The organism is Lichenihabitans sp. Uapishka_5 (assembly GCF_033947565.1).
Lineage (GTDB): Bacteria > Pseudomonadota > Alphaproteobacteria > Rhizobiales > Beijerinckiaceae > Lichenihabitans.
In genome coordinates, this window is the sequence record NZ_JARPVX010000034.1 from 1 (window position 1) to 14,543 (window position 14,543).

Annotated in this window: 14 protein-coding genes; 5 read left to right on the forward strand and 9 right to left on the reverse strand. The window is 69.2% G+C overall.

Translation table 11 applies throughout. From position 1 onward, the window contains the following. The 5 genes from P7D22_RS13030 to P7D22_RS13050 all read right to left on the reverse strand — a co-directional run. Positions 1-361: lipoyl domain-containing protein (locus P7D22_RS13030; protein WP_319934677.1), on the reverse strand; the 361-nt coding region annotated here is incomplete at its 3' end. Beyond that, positions 361-1,359, reverse strand: a complete 999-nt coding sequence (locus P7D22_RS13035) for an alpha-ketoacid dehydrogenase subunit beta (protein WP_319934678.1) — start codon at positions 1,357-1,359, stop codon at positions 361-363. The genes P7D22_RS13030 and P7D22_RS13035, both read right to left, overlap by 1 nt. 202 nt (positions 1,360-1,561) lie before the next feature. Continuing rightward, the gene (locus P7D22_RS13040; RefSeq protein WP_442916082.1) at positions 1,562-2,599 is read right to left on the reverse strand and encodes a thiamine pyrophosphate-dependent dehydrogenase E1 component subunit alpha; all 1,038 of its coding nucleotides are present in this window, start codon (positions 2,597-2,599) and stop codon (positions 1,562-1,564) included. 69 nt (positions 2,600-2,668) lie between these two features. Next, positions 2,669-4,009, reverse strand: a complete 1,341-nt coding sequence (locus P7D22_RS13045; RefSeq protein ID WP_319934679.1) for an NAD(P)H-dependent oxidoreductase — start codon at positions 4,007-4,009, stop codon at positions 2,669-2,671. Between the two features lie 68 nt (positions 4,010-4,077). Next, complete coding sequence (locus P7D22_RS13050) at positions 4,078-4,725, reverse strand: hypothetical protein (protein ID WP_319934680.1); 648 nt, start codon at positions 4,723-4,725, stop codon at positions 4,078-4,080. 185 nt (positions 4,726-4,910) lie between these two features. Here P7D22_RS13050 and P7D22_RS13055 point away from each other — a divergent pair, with 185 nt between their 5' ends. The 5 genes from P7D22_RS13055 to ptsP all read left to right on the forward strand — a co-directional run bounded on the left by P7D22_RS13055 (position 4,911) and on the right by ptsP (position 9,633). Continuing rightward, positions 4,911-5,300, forward strand: coding sequence for a transcriptional regulator GutM (locus tag P7D22_RS13055; RefSeq protein ID WP_319934681.1), 390 nt, complete (start codon positions 4,911-4,913; stop codon positions 5,298-5,300). Between the two features lie 34 nt (positions 5,301-5,334). Next, complete coding sequence (srlA, locus tag P7D22_RS13060; RefSeq protein ID WP_319934682.1) at positions 5,335-6,123, forward strand: PTS glucitol/sorbitol transporter subunit IIC; 789 nt, start codon at positions 5,335-5,337, stop codon at positions 6,121-6,123. Positions 6,124-6,139: 16 nt separating this feature from the next. After that, positions 6,140-7,165 (forward strand): PTS glucitol/sorbitol transporter subunit IIB, encoded by a 1,026-nt coding sequence (srlE, locus tag P7D22_RS13065; RefSeq protein WP_319934683.1) that lies wholly within the window; start codon positions 6,140-6,142, stop codon positions 7,163-7,165. Then, the gene (locus tag P7D22_RS13070) at positions 7,165-7,545 is read left to right on the forward strand and encodes a PTS glucitol/sorbitol transporter subunit IIA (protein ID WP_319934684.1); all 381 of its coding nucleotides are present in this window, start codon (positions 7,165-7,167) and stop codon (positions 7,543-7,545) included. Before srlE ends, P7D22_RS13070 begins: the two co-directional genes overlap by 1 nt. 123 nt (positions 7,546-7,668) lie before the next feature. Continuing rightward, positions 7,669-9,633: a phosphoenolpyruvate--protein phosphotransferase gene (gene ptsP, locus P7D22_RS13075; protein ID WP_319934685.1), complete on the forward strand. Its 1,965-nt coding sequence runs from the start codon at positions 7,669-7,671 to the stop codon at positions 9,631-9,633. 147 nt (positions 9,634-9,780) lie between these two features. Here the strand turns inward: ptsP and P7D22_RS13080 are convergent, their stop codons facing one another. The 4 genes from P7D22_RS13080 to P7D22_RS13095 all read right to left on the reverse strand — a co-directional run. Further along, a complete protein-coding gene (locus P7D22_RS13080; RefSeq protein WP_319934686.1) occupies positions 9,781-10,446 on the reverse strand; it encodes an HAD family hydrolase in 666 nt (221 codons plus the stop codon). Between the two features lie 18 nt (positions 10,447-10,464). Continuing rightward, positions 10,465-12,210 carry a glycerol-3-phosphate dehydrogenase/oxidase gene (locus P7D22_RS13085; protein WP_319934687.1) on the reverse strand — a complete coding sequence of 582 codons (1,746 nt, stop codon included), beginning with the start codon at positions 12,208-12,210 and terminating at the stop codon, positions 10,465-10,467. A gap of 124 nt (positions 12,211-12,334) precedes the next feature. Further along, positions 12,335-13,372: a zinc-dependent dehydrogenase gene (locus tag P7D22_RS13090; protein WP_319934688.1), complete on the reverse strand. Its 1,038-nt coding sequence runs from the start codon at positions 13,370-13,372 to the stop codon at positions 12,335-12,337. Positions 13,373-13,397: 25 nt separating this feature from the next. Beyond that, positions 13,398-14,543, reverse strand: a 1,146-nt coding sequence (locus P7D22_RS13095) for an FGGY family carbohydrate kinase (RefSeq protein ID WP_319934689.1), incomplete at its 5' end; no start/stop codon positions are given.

A 14,543-nucleotide genomic window follows, 5' to 3' on the forward strand; every position in this document is an offset into this window, starting at 1 on the left:
GCGCCGGGGCGCTCGCGGCAGGCGCCGCCACGACGGGGTCGGGCAGAACCGCGTCGGCTGTTGCGCGCAGCGCGGCGACAGGCGCCGGCTCGGCGTGGGAGGCCGGTGCCGCCGCGGCCTCGTTGTCAGCGAAGATCCAGGCCACGGTGCTGCCCACCGGGATGTTTGTGGAGCCCGGAGCCGCGAGGTCGCGGATGGTGCCGCTGGCTTCCGCCTCGATCTCCATCGTGGCCTTGTCGGTCTCGATCTCGAACAGCGGCTGGCCCTTGGCCACGGTGGCGCCGGGCTCCACCAGCCATTTGGAGATCTTGCCGGTCGCCATGTCCATGTCGACGCGGGGCAGGATGACCTCGCTCGGCATCACAGCCTCCCCTGGCAGAGGCCACGCACGCCGCTGAGGATGGTGTCGACCTGCGGCACCGCGGATTTTTCGAGTTCGGGGTTGTAGGGGATCGGGCATTCGGCGCCGCCGAGCCGCAGGATCGGCGCATCGAGATAGTCGAAGGCCTCGCTTTCCGCGATGGCGGCCGCGATCTCGGCCCCGATGCCCAGCGTCTTCACGCCTTCATAGACGCAGGCGAGCCGCCCGGTCTTCTTGACGCTTTCGACGAGGGTCGACGTGTCCATCGGCCGGAGCGACCGCAGGTCGATCACCTCGGCCTCGATGCCCTCCTCGGCCAGCTTGGCGGCGGCTTCCAGCGCGCGATGCACCATGATGGCCGTCGCCACGATGGTGACGTGGCTTCCCTGCCGGCGCACCTCGGCGACCCCGATCGGCACCGTGTAATGGCCTTCCGGCACCGGCCCCTTGGTCTTATAAAGCAGCTTGTGCTCGAAGATCATCACCGGGTCGGGGTCCGCCACCGCGGCGAGCAGCATCCCCTTCACGTCGTGCGGGGTCGAGGGCTGGATCACCTTCAGGCCCGGCACATGGGCCAGCCACGCTTCGAGGCTCTGGCTGTGCTGGGCCGCGGCCCCCGTGCCGGAACCGGACGGAAAGCGCATCACCAGCGGCACGCTGACCTCGCCACCCAGCATGTAGCGGATCTTCGCCGCCTGGTTGACGATCTGCTCCATCGCCAGCGTGGCGAAATCCGAAAACTGGAACTCGAAGATCGGCTTCAGCCCCGTCATGGCGGCCCCCACCGCGACGCCGGCGCCGCCGAGCTCGGAGATGGGCGTGTCCATCACCCGGTCCTCGCCGAAGCGGTGCACGAGGTCGCCCGTCACCTGGAAGGCGCCGCCGTAGACGCCGATGTCCTCGCCCATCAGCACCACGTTCTCGTCGGCCTCCATGGCGATCGCCATGGCTTCCTGGATGGCCTGCGCATAGGTCAGTTCGCGGACGGCGGCGTCCATGGGGCGTTCTCTCCAGGGGTGGTGGCTTCGACCCTCCGTCGGGGAAGCCGCGTTGGTGTGCGTCATGCGTCCGTCATTCCGGGGCGGCGCAGCCGAACCCGGAACCGGGAGCTCCGACTTCCGTGGCCCGGGCTCCCGGTTCCGGATCTTCGCTGCGCTCCGTCCGGAATGACGCAGTCGTGCATGGACCTGTCGAACCCGCTCAGTTCGCGTAAACGAACTTCGTTAGGTCGGCCGTCGTCGGCGCCGGGCTGTCGCTGGCGAAGGCGACCGCGGCCTCGATGTCTTTTTCGGCCTCGGTCCGCACGGCATCCGCATCGGCGCGCGTCAGCAGCCCGAGGGCCAGCAGGTCCGCCTCGAAGGCGACGATCGGGTCACGGCCGCGCCATTCCTCGATCTCCTCCTTGGTGCGGTAGCGGTTCCGGTCGGAGCGCGAATGGCCGCGAATGCGGTAGGTCTTCGATTCGATCAGCGTCGGGCCTTCGCCGCGGCGGGCGCGCTCGACGGCCTGGAACGAGGCTTCGGCCACCTCGGCGAAATTATTGCCGTCGACGATGACGCCCGGCATCGCATAGGCGGCGGCCCGGTCGGCGACGTTCTTGACCGCGGTCGACCGCTCGGTCGAGGTCGACATGCCGTAGCGGTTGTTTTCGCACACGAAGACTACCGGCAACTTCCACACGGAAGCGATGTTGAGCGCCTCGTGGAAGGCGCCTTCGTTGTTGGCGCCATCGCCGAAGAACGAGATCACCACCCGGTCGGTCTTCTGCCGCTTGGCCGTCAGCGCCGCCCCCACGGCGATCGGGATGCCGCCGCCCACGATGCCGTTGGCACCGAGGTTGCCCTTGGCCACGTCGGCGATGTGCATGGAGCCGCCGCGGCCATGGCAATATCCGGTCTCCTTGCCGAAGAATTCGGCGAACATGCGCCCAACGTCGGCGCCCTTGGCGATGCAATGGCCATGGCCGCGATGCGTCGAGGTGATGTAGTCGGCATCCGTCAACGGCATGCAGATGCCGACGGCGCTCGCTTCCTGTCCGATCGACAGGTGCATCGTGCCGTGGATGAGGCCGCGCATATATTGCTGCTCGGCGCCTTCCTCGAAGAGCCGGATCAGGTGCATCTTCTTCAGCGCCTCGCGCAGCGCGGGGGCGCCGAGGCGCCGGTAGACGGCCGGCAGGTTGGCGCGGGGCTCCGCCTGCGGGGGCACGCTGGCGTCTTGCGTGGCGGGCATCGACATGGGGGGCGTTTCCTCCGGGTCCCGACGCGGCCCGTAGGGCCGCGCCTGCAGGCTTGAGATGGGGTGGCCTCAGGCCGACCGGGCTTGCCGTTCCGCGCCCATGAAACGGGCGTCCGACTGGTCGAGCCGCTTGCGGATCTGGGTGACGATGAGCGAGTCGTCCGGCGTGCAATTGGCATAGGTGAGCTTTTCGCCCGCCCGGATCGGCTGCGTCACCCTGGCCTTTTCGGCGAGGCCGAGCGGGATGGCGCCTTCCGCGCGGGCATCCTCCCAGGTCATGGCGAAACCGCGGTAATCGTGCAGGCCGATCGCCTCAAGGGTCTGTCCGGGGGCGAGGTCGCGCTTCGCTACCGTGACACATTCGGCCACCGGATGGGCGAGCGGCACCATGTCGGCCTGCCGGCGCAGCACAGCCCGGGCGGCCGAAAGCGGCACTTCGAGGCTCGTCAGGTGATAAGGGCGCAGCAGCGAATAACAGGGGCCGGGGCCCATCTTCAGGTCGGTCATGCGCTCGCTGACGCGGCCGTGCCGGGGCTTGACGATGCAGAACACGCCGGGCGCCACGCCCTTGCCGATGGAATAATCGACCACGCCGGCCTTGTTGAGGATGCCGCCGTCTTCCTTGGTGCAAAGCACCTGGGCGAGTTCGTCGCGCCCGGCCGCCGGGCCGTGCATGCCGGGCACGTCGGGCTTGAGCCCGGTGGCATTGGCGATGGCCACCATTTCGATCATGGTCTTCGAGCCGTCGACGAACTCGACCAGCATGCGGGCGCTCATGTTGCGGGCCAGGGCCTCGGCCTCGTAGTCTTCCGGCATGGCGTCGAATTTCAGCGGGTTGTTCTTGCCCTTGCCGGCCGCCACGATGTCGAAGCCGCAGCTTTGCGCGAAGCTGATGAGCTCCAACGCGCAGGCGGGCTCGTCGCCGGCGGCGCCGGTGAAGATCACCCCGGCCTTGTCGGCTTCCTCCTTGAGGAAACGGCCGATGGTGATGTCGGCCTCGACGTTCAGCATCACGACATGCTTGCCGTGTTTCATGGCCTCGAGTGCCACCAGCGTGCCGACGTTGGGATTGCCGGTGGCGTCGATCACCACGTCGATGTGGCCGGCCGAGCAAAGAGCCCGGTAGTCTTCCGTCACGGCGATCCGGTTCTGTTCGATGGCACGGTCGATGTCGTTGGCCGAATGCGCCTGGACCACGTCGCCGCGTTCGCGACCCGACATCAGGATGGCGTCGATGGCCTGCTGCGGGCGGATCTCCGACACGGCACCGAGGCGCACGCCCGGCATCAACCCGATCTGCACCACGATGTCGGTGCCCATCTGCCCGGCCCCGGCGAGCGCGATGGTGATCGGCCCTTCCGCGGCCGCGCGGGCCTGAAGTTCTGCAGCCAGCCCGACGAATGTGTTCATTGTTGTTGTCCGGTCGCGTTTCCCCGCGAATGAGCTACCGAACAAATGTGCGACGGTCAATACAAAGATCAGGGAAGTTGGGGCTGAGCCTCGGCCAGCGGCACCAGTTTGGCCGCCAATGCGCGCTTTACCGCGGCCCGGCTGGCGACCGAGTCGGGCATGTACCAATTGGGCTCCGCCCCGGTGAACAGGTCCAGGAACCCGATGGCGCGCGAGGGGTCGCGGCCGACGTTCTCGCGATACGACCACCAGGTGCGCAGGTCGCTCGCCAGGGCCGGCAGCGTCAGGGGGGTGCCGTCCTGTTCCAGCACGGCGGCCAGGACGCAGAGGCAATAATTGGTCACGATGAAGCCTTCCGGCCATTCATGCACCAGGGTCCAGTCGACGTCGTTGCGCAGAGCCGGCGAGGCGTCGCCCGGGATCGCCTGTGCAGACAGCGGATGGGTGGCCAGCAGTTCCCGCAGCAGCAGCCCCGCCATGAAGGTGGCGAAGTCGCGCCCGTCGAGGCGCGCGTAGCCCCGATCCTGCGCGAAGCGCTCGGCCCAGTTCAGGAACGCTTCCGTCAGCCGCGTGTCGTCGATCGTCACCGTCAGGCCGTGGTGCTGGGCGATCAGGCGGGCGTGCTGGCGGAACGACGTCTTGAACCAGCGCAGCTGCCGCACCCGGTGCCGGAGGTCGGGCACCTCCATGATCTGGCGCTTGATCTCGAGATCCATGTGGTTTCGCATCCCCGTGGCGGCGGTCTCACCCGCACAAACGCATGGCGGGACGATCGGCTGCCTCGCTGGCGCGATTTCGCCGGCCGACATGTTGACAGAACAAATCGCAAATGTATTCCATGCTGCAATGGCTTCGCGCCAAGCCGGCTTTCAAGACCGGAACACCAGGGAGAAAACCGCCGATGCCGCTTTGGCAGATCGCGTTGCTGGCGCTCGTCGGCGCCTGGGCGCTGCAGGCGCTCGGCACTTACGCCCAGATGCGGCACTTCAGTGCCACGATGGGCGAGGTGTCGCGCCATTGGCCTGACGGATTTGTCGGGGCCGGCAATGGCAAGGCGACCTTCGGGGCCGGCCTCATCCTGTTGCTCGTGGTCAGCCCGGATCGCGTCGTGCGCCGGGCCTTGGTGATGCGGGGCCGCACGGTTTTCGCCCGGTTCGCCCGGCTGCCGAACCTCGAGGGCAAGCCGCTCGGCACGCTCCCGGCCGAACCCGACTTCCGCGACAAGGTCTCGATCGGCGCCCTCACCAAGGCGACCGAGCAGATCGAGAAGGCGGCCGGCCGCGCCGCCTGAGCGGCTCCGACACGACAACAAGGAGGGTTGGCTGATGGTGGTGGCGATGGCCGTCGCGCATGCGGCGGATTGGATAACGCAGGGGCCCGCTTTGGCGTTTCTGCACGAGGGTGTCGGACAGGCTTTCGCCCATGCGGGGCCGGGCGCCGCGGCGGCCGGGCATCCGGGCCTCGTGCTGGTCCAGGCCGCGGGCGGCGACGCGCCGGTATCGGCCGCGGACGCCCTGACCAAGTACCAGAACGAGGTCAAGAACCTGAAGCCGAACGCCGACCAGCTCGGCTGGCTCGGCACAATCGGCACTCACTTCATCGGCATGTTCCAGAAGGGCGGCGAAGTGTTCGTCGGCTTTGTCACCGGCATCATCCCGACCTTGGTGGTGTTGATGACGGCCTTTTACGCCCTCACGGGCCTGATAGGCGAAGAGCGCGTGCATGGCTTCGCCCAGTCGATGGGCAAGATCGCCCTCACCCGCTACACGGTGCTGCCCGTGTTGTCGGTGTTCTTTCTGACGAATCCGATGGCCTACACGTTCGGGACCTTCCTCGAGGAAAAGCACAAGCCGGCCTTCTACGACTCGGCCGTGTCCTTCGTGCACCCGATCCTTGGGCTGTTCCCGCATGCCAACGCCGGCGAGTATTTCGTCTGGGGCGGCGTGTTGGTGGCGCTGCTCGACCTCGAGAAGCGCGGCGTCATCGCGGACGGCTATCACGTCAAACTGGCCATCTGGTACTTCATCGTCGGCCTCATCGTGATCCTGCTGAAGGGCATCGTCACGGAGCGCATCACCGCCTTCATGTGCCGCCGCCAGGGCGTCGAACTCTAGGGATCGGGGAAACGCCATGTCGCTCGTCGAGACCAAGTACAAGGCCATCACGATCAGCCCCGGCCCCGGTGGCTGGGGCGGGCCGCTCACCATCGAACCCACCGCCCAGCGCGACAAGATCGTCGCCGTCACGGGTGGCGGCATCCCGCCGCTCGCGAAGCGCATCGCCGAAATGACGGGCGGCATCGCGGTGGACGGTTTCCGCCAGCCGCCGCCCGAAAGCGAGATGGCTTGCGTGGTGGTGGATTGCGGCGGCACGGCGCGCTGCGGCGTCTACCCGAGGAAGCGCATCCCGACCGTCAACCTGACCCCCGTCGGCCAGTCGGGCCCGCTGGCTCAGTTCATCACCGAAGACATCTACGTGTCGGGCGTCAAGGACGCCAATGTGGCCTTCGCGGACGGCTCGGCGGCTCCCGTCTCGGCCGGCAAGCCGGGCACCGCCAGCCTGTCGCCCTCCGTCGCCAAGGCGGCCGGCAAGGCCGAGCCGGTGCCGGAAACGGGCGGCGGCGGCTTCGTCAACCTGATCGCCTCGATCGGCCGCGTCATGGGCCGCGTCGTCGGCATCTTCTTCAACGCCGGCCGCCGCACCATCGACCAGGTGGTGCGCAACGTGCTGCCCTTCATGGCCTTCGTGACCATGCTGATCGGCATCATCCTCTACACCGGCGTCGGCGACATCATCGCCCGGCCGATGGGGCCGCTCGCCAACAACATCATCGGCCTGCTGGTCATTTCGGCCATCTGCGGCCTGCCGTTCTTGTCGCCCATCCTCGGGCCGGGCGCCGTGATCGCCCAGGTGATCGGCGTCGCCATCATCGGCCCGCAGATCCAGAACGGCACCATCTCGCCCCGCATGGCCCTGCCGGCCTTGTTCGCCTACAACACCCAGGTGGGCTGCGACTTCATTCCCGTGGGCCTCGCACTCGGCGAGGCCAAACCCAAGACCATCGAGATCGGCGTCCCGGCGGTGCTGCTCAGCCGGCAGATCATGGGACCCTTGTCGGTCGTGATCGCCTGGATCTTCTCCCTGCTGGTGATGTGATGCAGACCTATTACGACACCCGGATCACGGAGGTCGGCACCGATGTGGCCGACCTCATCGACGGCGGCGTGCTGATCTTGTTCGCCGCCGGGGCGCCGCCGGAACTGGCGGAAGTGTCGGTGCTGCATGCCGTAACCTCCGGCCCGACCTCGGAGCCGCCGCCCGTCGGTGCCCTCATCCGGGTCGGTCCGGTGGAAGCGAAACTCACCGCCATCGGCGACCTCGCCTGGGCCAAGATCGCCGACATGGGCCACGTGGTGGTCAATTTCGACGGTTCGCCCGTCAGCAACCGTCCCGGGGAGTTGAACGCTTCGGCGGTCGATGCCGGGCTGCTGGCCGGTGCGCTCAGGCCCGGCGCCGCGATCACCATCACGGGCTGAAACGCTCAAAACCGACCTTTCATTGCGCGGCGGTGGGGCCGCCGCGCAATGAAAGGCGGCGCCGCGTTTCTGGATTGCTTCGCTCCGCTCGCAAGGACGGAGCCCCCTCATCGGGACGTCGCCATGCTCGAACGCTCTGTCACCGTGCGGGTCAAGGAAGGGTTGCACGCCCGCCCGGCCACGCAATTCGTCAAGCTCGCCAAGACGTTCCGCTCTGCCGTCGAGCTTCGCCGCGGCACCGTCGGGGCCAATGCCAAGAGCGCCGTCAAGCTGATGCTGCTCGGCCTCAAGGAAGGCGAAGCCATCGTGCTGCAGGCCGATGGCGACGACGCGGCGGCGGCGCTCGATGCCTTGGCGGATTTCATCGAGACCCCGGAGGCGGGGCTCGATCCGGCCGGAACCGTGCCGCTCGCCACGGCGGACGCCCGCTCGGCCAGCTTCACGCCGCCGCGCTTCGCGGCCGAGGGGGTGGGCGGGGTCGGGGCCAGCGAGGGCACCGCCATCGGCCCGGCCTTCGGGTTCTTCCCCACTGTTTTGCTGGCGCCGAACCGCCGCGTGGCCCCCGAGGCGGTCGAGGCCGAGATCGAGGCCCTGCGCCGGGCACTCGACACCACCACGGCCGGGCTCCTCGAAGCCAAGTTGAAGCCAGGCGTGTCGCCGCAGGACACGCAGATTCTGGAAGCCCTGATCGAGGTGGCGCGCGATGCCGAACTGACCGGCGCCGTCGAGACGGCGATCCGCACTGGCCGCGATGCTCTGACGGCGACGCTCGAGGCCGGTCGGATCCTGGCCGAAACCTTCGAGAAGGTCGACAACGATTACATCCGGGCCCGCGCCGAGGACGTGCGCGGCGTCACCCGGGCGCTCGGGCTGGCGCTCAGCGGCACCGCCGATGTCAGCCTGGCGCGGGTGCCGGAGGGCGCCATCCTGGTGGCCGAGGAGATTTCGGCCTGGGATTTCGCCAAGGCGCCGATCGCTGCGCTGGCCGGCATTGTCTGCACAAAGGGCGCCGCGACCTCGCATGTCGCCATCATGGCACGCACGCACGGCATCCCGGCGGTGCTCGGGGCCCGGGCCGATCTCGCGGCCTTGAAGGCCGCCACCACGGTGGCGCTCGACGGCAAGACCGGCGCGGTGTGGCTCGACCCCGACATGGCGAAGGCCGACGGCATCCGGGCCCGTGTGGCAGCCGAGTCGCAGGAGCGCGACGCCCTCGACGCCTTTCGGCACAGGGCGCCGGTGACGCGCGGAGGCCGGGCCATCACGGTGGCGGCCAACCTCGGTTCGCTGAAGGAGATCGAGCCGGCCCTGAAGGCCGGCGCCATGGGGGTGGGGCTGTTCCGCACCGAGCTGTTGTTCATGGAGCGCAAGACGCTGCCGTCCGAGGACGAGCAGGCCGGCATCTATGCCGAACTGGCGCGCGCCTTCGCGCCGCACCCGGTGATCGTCCGCACCCTCGACATCGGTGGCGACAAGCCGGTCGCCGGGATCGAGTTCCCGCACGAGGATAACCCGTTCCTGGGCTGGCGCGGCGTCCGCATGTGCCTCGACCGGCCGGACGTATTCAAGCCGCAGCTGAAGGCGCTGTTGCGCGCCGCCACGGAGGGTAACGTCAAGATCATGGTGCCGATGGTCACCAATGCCGACGAGGTGCTGCGCGTGAAGGCGCTGTTGGCCGAATGCCGGGCCGAGCTCGACGCCGCCGGCGTCGCGGCCGGCGAGCCCGAACTCGGCATCATGATGGAAACACCCGCCGCCGCGCTCCTGGCCGACGACCTCGCCAAACACGCCGCCTTCTTCTCGATCGGCACCAACGACCTGACCCAATACGTCATGGCGGCCGACCGCCTGAATCCGCGCGTCGCCGACCTCAACCGCGCCGATCACCCGGCCGTGCTGAAGGCCGTCGAGCTGATCTGCGACGCCGCGCGGCGGCAGAACATCTGGGTCGGCGTGTGCGGCGAGGCGGCGGCGCGGCCCGACCTCATCCCGATCTTCCTGCGCATGGGCGTCACCGAGCTGTCGATGAGCCCGGCCTCGGTTCCGCGGGCCAAGAAGACCGTCATCGAGGCCGACGAGGCGGCATGATGGGTGGCCGTAGCGGCCGATGAGTGACCATCCTCATTCCGGCCGGAGCGCCAGCGGAGAGCCGGAACCGGGGCGCTTCGACCGACGAAGGCCGTAGCTCCCGGTTCCGGGTTCGGCTGCGCCGCCCCGGAATGAAGGTATATGCGCCTACGTCAGAGCATCCCTGAAGATCCGCCGCTCGACCCCGGCATAGTCCGCCTCGGCGGCCTCGGCGCCGCTTCGCGCCAGCGCCGCGTCATGGGCCGGCCCGATATGGCTGCCGCCCAGGAACCCGATGGCCCGCATGCCGGCCGCGCGGGCGCCCTCCACCCCGAAGGTCGAATCTTCGATCACCACGGCCCGCTCGGGCGCGACCCCCATGCGTTCGGCTGCGAACAAGAACAGGTCGGGGGCCGGCTTGCCGCGCGCGACCTGCTGGGACGAGAAGATGTTCTCACCAAAGAAGCGCGCCAGACCCGTCTTGTTCAGGCTGAAACGAATGCGCTCGAGGCTCGACGAGGAGGCCACGCAGCGCGGCCGGTCGCCCAGCCGTTCGAGGAAGCGTTGCACCCCCGGCATGGCCTGCAGGTGCTGGTCGAACAGGATGCGGGTCGCAGGCCAGATGCGTTCGTTGGCCTCGACCGGGATCGCCACCCCGGTCTCGCGCGCCACGACGGCCAGGATGTCCTTCTGCTTCATGCCGAAACAGCGCCCGATCATGGCGGCGGTGGCCGGCACCCCGGCCTCCACCAGCACGGCCGCCATGGCGGTCAGCGACAGCACCTCGCTGTCGACCAGCACGCCGTCGCAATCGAAGATGACAAGCTCGGTCATCGGGCCGCCCGGCTGTCGTCAGGGTGATGCATGCTGTCTCGCTGGCTCTGCGGCCCCGTGCGGGACTGCGGTATCGAATCGTGCCGCCAGCCCATGCCGCGTCGCGGCCGTCCGCGCAACCCGGGCCTCCTCGTCGCGGCAGCGTTCCTCGCTCCATCCCAGCGCCTCGCGGGCGATGCCGGCGGCTTCCTCGGTCACGGCCGGCGTCAGCCGTCCCGACAGCGCGATGTCGGTGCGTCGGAACAGGAGGTCGGCCAGCCGACCCACCTGCTCGTGGGCCAGGATGAAGCCGAGTTCGGCGCGGCCGTAATCCGGCAGCGTTGCCAGCGGCGTGTCCTGCCGCAGCACGCACCATTCGGCCACCGCGAGGGCGCGCGTGCCGTATCGGCCGAGCAGCGTCTTGGCCCGGGGCTCCGACACGCCGATGCCGGTCAGCCGGACCAGCAGGGCGCGGCGCTCGGCCTCGGTCTTGGGGAAGTCCCGGCCGCCGCCGATCGGCTCGAGCTCCGTGCTGCGCCGTCGTGCTCGCCCGAGGTCCTTCAGCACGCGGTCGGCGGCCTCCGCCGCGAACCCTCGGAAGGTGGTCCACTTGCCGCCGATCAGCGCATGCACCGGCACGGCGCTGCCGGGCAAGGTGTCGGTGCGGATCGAGTGATCGCGGCTGACGGCGCCGGGGTCGAGGCCCTCGGCGCGCGGCAGCGGCCGCACGCCACAATAGGTGTAGATGACCTGGGCGGCATCGAGCGGGATGCCGGGGAACACTTCGCGCACGGTGCCGAGCATGTAGTCGCGCTCTTCGTCGCTGCAGAACACCTCGTCCGCGTCGCTGACCGGAATGTCGGTCGAGCCGATCAGCACCTTGCCCATGAAGGGGTACAGCAGGGCGACGCGCCCGTCCGAGGCGCCGAAATAGATCATCTTGCCGTCGAGCGCCGCGAGCAGCCGCGGGTTGTCGACCACGAGGTGGGAGCCCTTGTTGCCGCCGATGTAGCGGGTCGCAAGGCCGAGCGCCGCGCCGGCCTTGTCGATCCAGGCCCCGGCGGCATTGACCACCACATCGGCCGTCACGCGGTGGACGGCGCCGGTGATGCGGTCGGTGAAGGCGAGCGCGCCGTCGGTCTGCCCCGACACGGCCATGTGGTTGAGCGCCCGGCTGCCCGGCTGCGCCGCCATGCCGTCGAGCAAGAGTTCCAGGCCGAGCCGCTCCGCATGGGTGATGCGGGCATCGTAATAGGTGGCGGTGCCGGCCACCCAGGTGGCGATGTCCGGGAAGGTTTTCCGGGTGGCGTCGCGCAGCGTGACGCTATGGCGCGGCATGCCGCGGTGATGGCGGCCGAAGAAGTCGAACATTTCCAGCCCGAGCTTGGTGATGAGGACGCCGCGGTCCTTCAGCTTGGCTTTGCCGCCGAAGAAGCGGATGGCCGAGGGCAGGATGCCACCGAACCAGGAGGGGATCGGCAGCACGGTCTCGATCGGCGTCACGTAATGCGGGGCGTTCTTGAGCAGCAGGTTTCGCTCGAGCGTCGATTGCGCCACCAGCCGGAACTCGCCCGTTTCCAGGTATTTGATGCCGCCGTGGATGAGCCGGCTCGGCCCGGCGCTGGCCCCGGCGCAGAAGTCGTCCGCCTCGCACAACAAGCAGTCGACGCCCTGCAGGCAAAGGTCGCGGAACAGCCCGGCCCCGTTGATGCCGCCTCCGACGATGACGACGGGATAATGGGCCGCGGGGGTGCGGGCAGGGTCGGCGGTTTCGGGTGCGGTCACGTGGGTATCATCTCACCGGCCTCGATGCGTTCGTCGTCATTGCGAGCGCAGCGAAGCAATCCAGTTCTGAGGCGCGCCCCTGGTTTGCGTCGTCGCTACGCTCCTCGCAATGACCAATTGCGGGTCACGGATTGAGGATCGCCACCTTGATGGCCGCGCCCTGCTCGGCCATGGCCAGCGCCTCGGCGATGGCCGGCAGTCCGAAGCGATGCGTCACGAAGGGTTTGACGTCGATCCGGCCGGTGCCGATGAGGTCGAGGGCGCGTTCGAAATGGCTGCGGGCGAGCCCGAAGGAGCCGGTCAGCACCAGCTCGCTGTAATGGATCAGGTTGATGTCGAGCGGCGCGCTGTCGCCGACCGAGAAGCCGGCGAAGAGGCTGACGCGGCCGCGCTTGCGCACCAGGCCGAGCGCCTGGTTGGCGAGCGCCGGCACCCCGATGGCCACGATGGCGACGTCGGCGCCAAGGCCCCGGGTGGCGTCGCGCACCACCTGCCGCAAGTCCTCGGTCGTGGGATCGATCACGATGTCGGCGCCGGCCGCCGTCGCGGCGGCACGTCGGCCGGCGCTCGGCTCGCTGACCATCACCCGGCGGGCGCCCGACAGGCGGGCCAGCTTGACGTGCAGCAGCCCGATCGGCCCGGCGCCGAGGATCACCACGGCGTCCCCCACCCCGACGCTCACCTGCTGCTGGCCGTTCACCACGCAGGCGAAGGGCTCGGCCAGCGCGGCTTCCTCGAAGCTCAGGTGACCCGGGATGTGATGGACGTTGCCGGTGGCAAGCGCCCGGGCCGGGATGCGGACGTATTCGGCAAAGGCGCCGTCGACCTCGTAGCCGATGGCCGTCAGGTTGTCGCAGATGTTCTCGGCGCCCGTTTTGCAGTAGGCGCAGTGGCCGCAAGGGATCGCCGGATCGACGCACACCCGGTCGCCGGACGAAAAGCCGCTGCCGGCCGGCGCTTCCGCGACTTCGCCGGCGAATTCGTGGCCGATCACCGACGGGTAGCGGATGCCGGCCGTCTTGCGACCCCGGAAGATGCGGATGTCGGTGCCGCAGACCGTGGCGGCCCGCACCTTGAGGATCAGGTCGCCCGGCTCGGCCCGGGGGTCCGGCACCTCGGTGAGTTCGAGCGTGTTGGGGGCGCGGAGAAGTCCTGCTTTCATAGCCATCAGCCTCGTTGCGCGGCGCTCAGGCCGCGTCGCCGAATTCGGGGATCCGGCCGAGCGCCTGCACCACGGCCGCGAAGCGGGCGTATTTGGCCCGCAGGCGGTCGCGGCGGCGTGGGTCGGGGGTATAGCGGCGGTCGATCTTGACGGTTCGCGTGATGGCCTCGGCGAGCGAGCCGTAATGGCCGAGCGCGGTGGCGGTGGCCATCGCGGCCCCGCGCGCTCCGAGTTCGGCCCCGACCGGCACCTCCACCGGCAGGTCCAGCACGTCGGCGAAGATCTGCGGCCAGATCGGGCTGCGGGCGGCGCCCCCTGCGAGGCGCACCACCGCCGGGGCGCCGGCATCGGGGCCGCTCATCAGCTTGTCGACATCGAGCTTATGCGCAAAAGCGATCCCCTCGAACACCGCCAGCATGATGTCCGACAGGCTGTGGCTGGCTTTCAGGCCGAGCAGCCCCGCCGGGGCCCCGTCGGGGCCGCCGAACAGGAAGGGCAGGAACAGGATGCCGTTGTCCCGGTCGAGGCCCTCGCCCACCCAGTCGCCCACGAGGTCGTAGATGGACCGGTTGGCCGCGAGTGCCCGCGCGGCCTCGCCGTCGAGCACCGTCCGGCACAACCATTCGAGGTTGCTGGCCGAGGTAGCGGCGCATTCGGTGGCGAGGAACAGGTCGCCCACCGGATAAGGGATCTGCAGCGTCGGCGCTTGGCTGCGCCGCGGCGTCCGGTGCAGCGTCTGGTTGATCGAGAAGGTGCCGGCGATCACCGACATGATGTCGGGCCCGTCGACGCCCGACGCCACCGCGCAGGCCACCACGTCGGTCAGGCCCCGCACCACCGGGATGCCGGGCGCGAGGTTGAGCGCGGCGGCGGCGCTCCGGCTCAGGCCGGCCGCAGCCTCGAGCGAGGGGCGGATCGGCGGCAGCTTGTCCCCGAGATGGGCGAGGCCCAGGCGGGCAAACAGCGCTTCGGCATAACGGCCGGTGTTGAGGTCGACGAGGCCCGACACGGCGGCTTCGGTGATCTCCGTCGACAGGTCGCCGGTGAGGCGCCCCCGGATGTAATCCTTGCTGCCGAACAGGGCGGCGGCGCGGTCGAAGGCCGCCGGGCGGTGTTGGGCGAACCAGCCGAGCAGCGGCAGCGTCTGGCCCGGCCAGAAGCGCTGCATGAT

Bases quoted from the DNA above. Each gene is read 5' to 3' on its own strand.
- P7D22_RS13070 (WP_319934684.1), top strand. From the start codon at position 7,165: ATGCAGACCTATTACGACACCCGGATCACGGAGGTCGGCACCGATGTG.
- P7D22_RS13035 (WP_319934678.1), bottom strand. From the start codon at position 1,359: ATGGACGCCGCCGTCCGCGAACTGACCTATGCGCAGGCCATCCAGGAA.
- P7D22_RS13040 (WP_442916082.1), bottom strand. From the start codon at position 2,599: ATGTCGATGCCCGCCACGCAAGACGCCAGCGTGCCCCCGCAGGCGGAG.
- P7D22_RS13045 (WP_319934679.1), bottom strand. From the start codon at position 4,009: ATGAACACATTCGTCGGGCTGGCTGCAGAACTTCAGGCCCGCGCGGCC.
- ptsP (WP_319934685.1), top strand. From the start codon at position 7,669: ATGCTCGAACGCTCTGTCACCGTGCGGGTCAAGGAAGGGTTGCACGCC.
- srlE (WP_319934683.1), top strand. From the start codon at position 6,140: ATGTCGCTCGTCGAGACCAAGTACAAGGCCATCACGATCAGCCCCGGC.
- srlA (WP_319934682.1), top strand. From the start codon at position 5,335: ATGGTGGTGGCGATGGCCGTCGCGCATGCGGCGGATTGGATAACGCAG.
- P7D22_RS13055 (WP_319934681.1), top strand. From the start codon at position 4,911: ATGCCGCTTTGGCAGATCGCGTTGCTGGCGCTCGTCGGCGCCTGGGCG.
- P7D22_RS13050 (WP_319934680.1), bottom strand. From the start codon at position 4,725: ATGGATCTCGAGATCAAGCGCCAGATCATGGAGGTGCCCGACCTCCGG.
- P7D22_RS13090 (WP_319934688.1), bottom strand. From the start codon at position 13,372: ATGAAAGCAGGACTTCTCCGCGCCCCCAACACGCTCGAACTCACCGAG.
- P7D22_RS13080 (WP_319934686.1), bottom strand. From the start codon at position 10,446: ATGACCGAGCTTGTCATCTTCGATTGCGACGGCGTGCTGGTCGACAGC.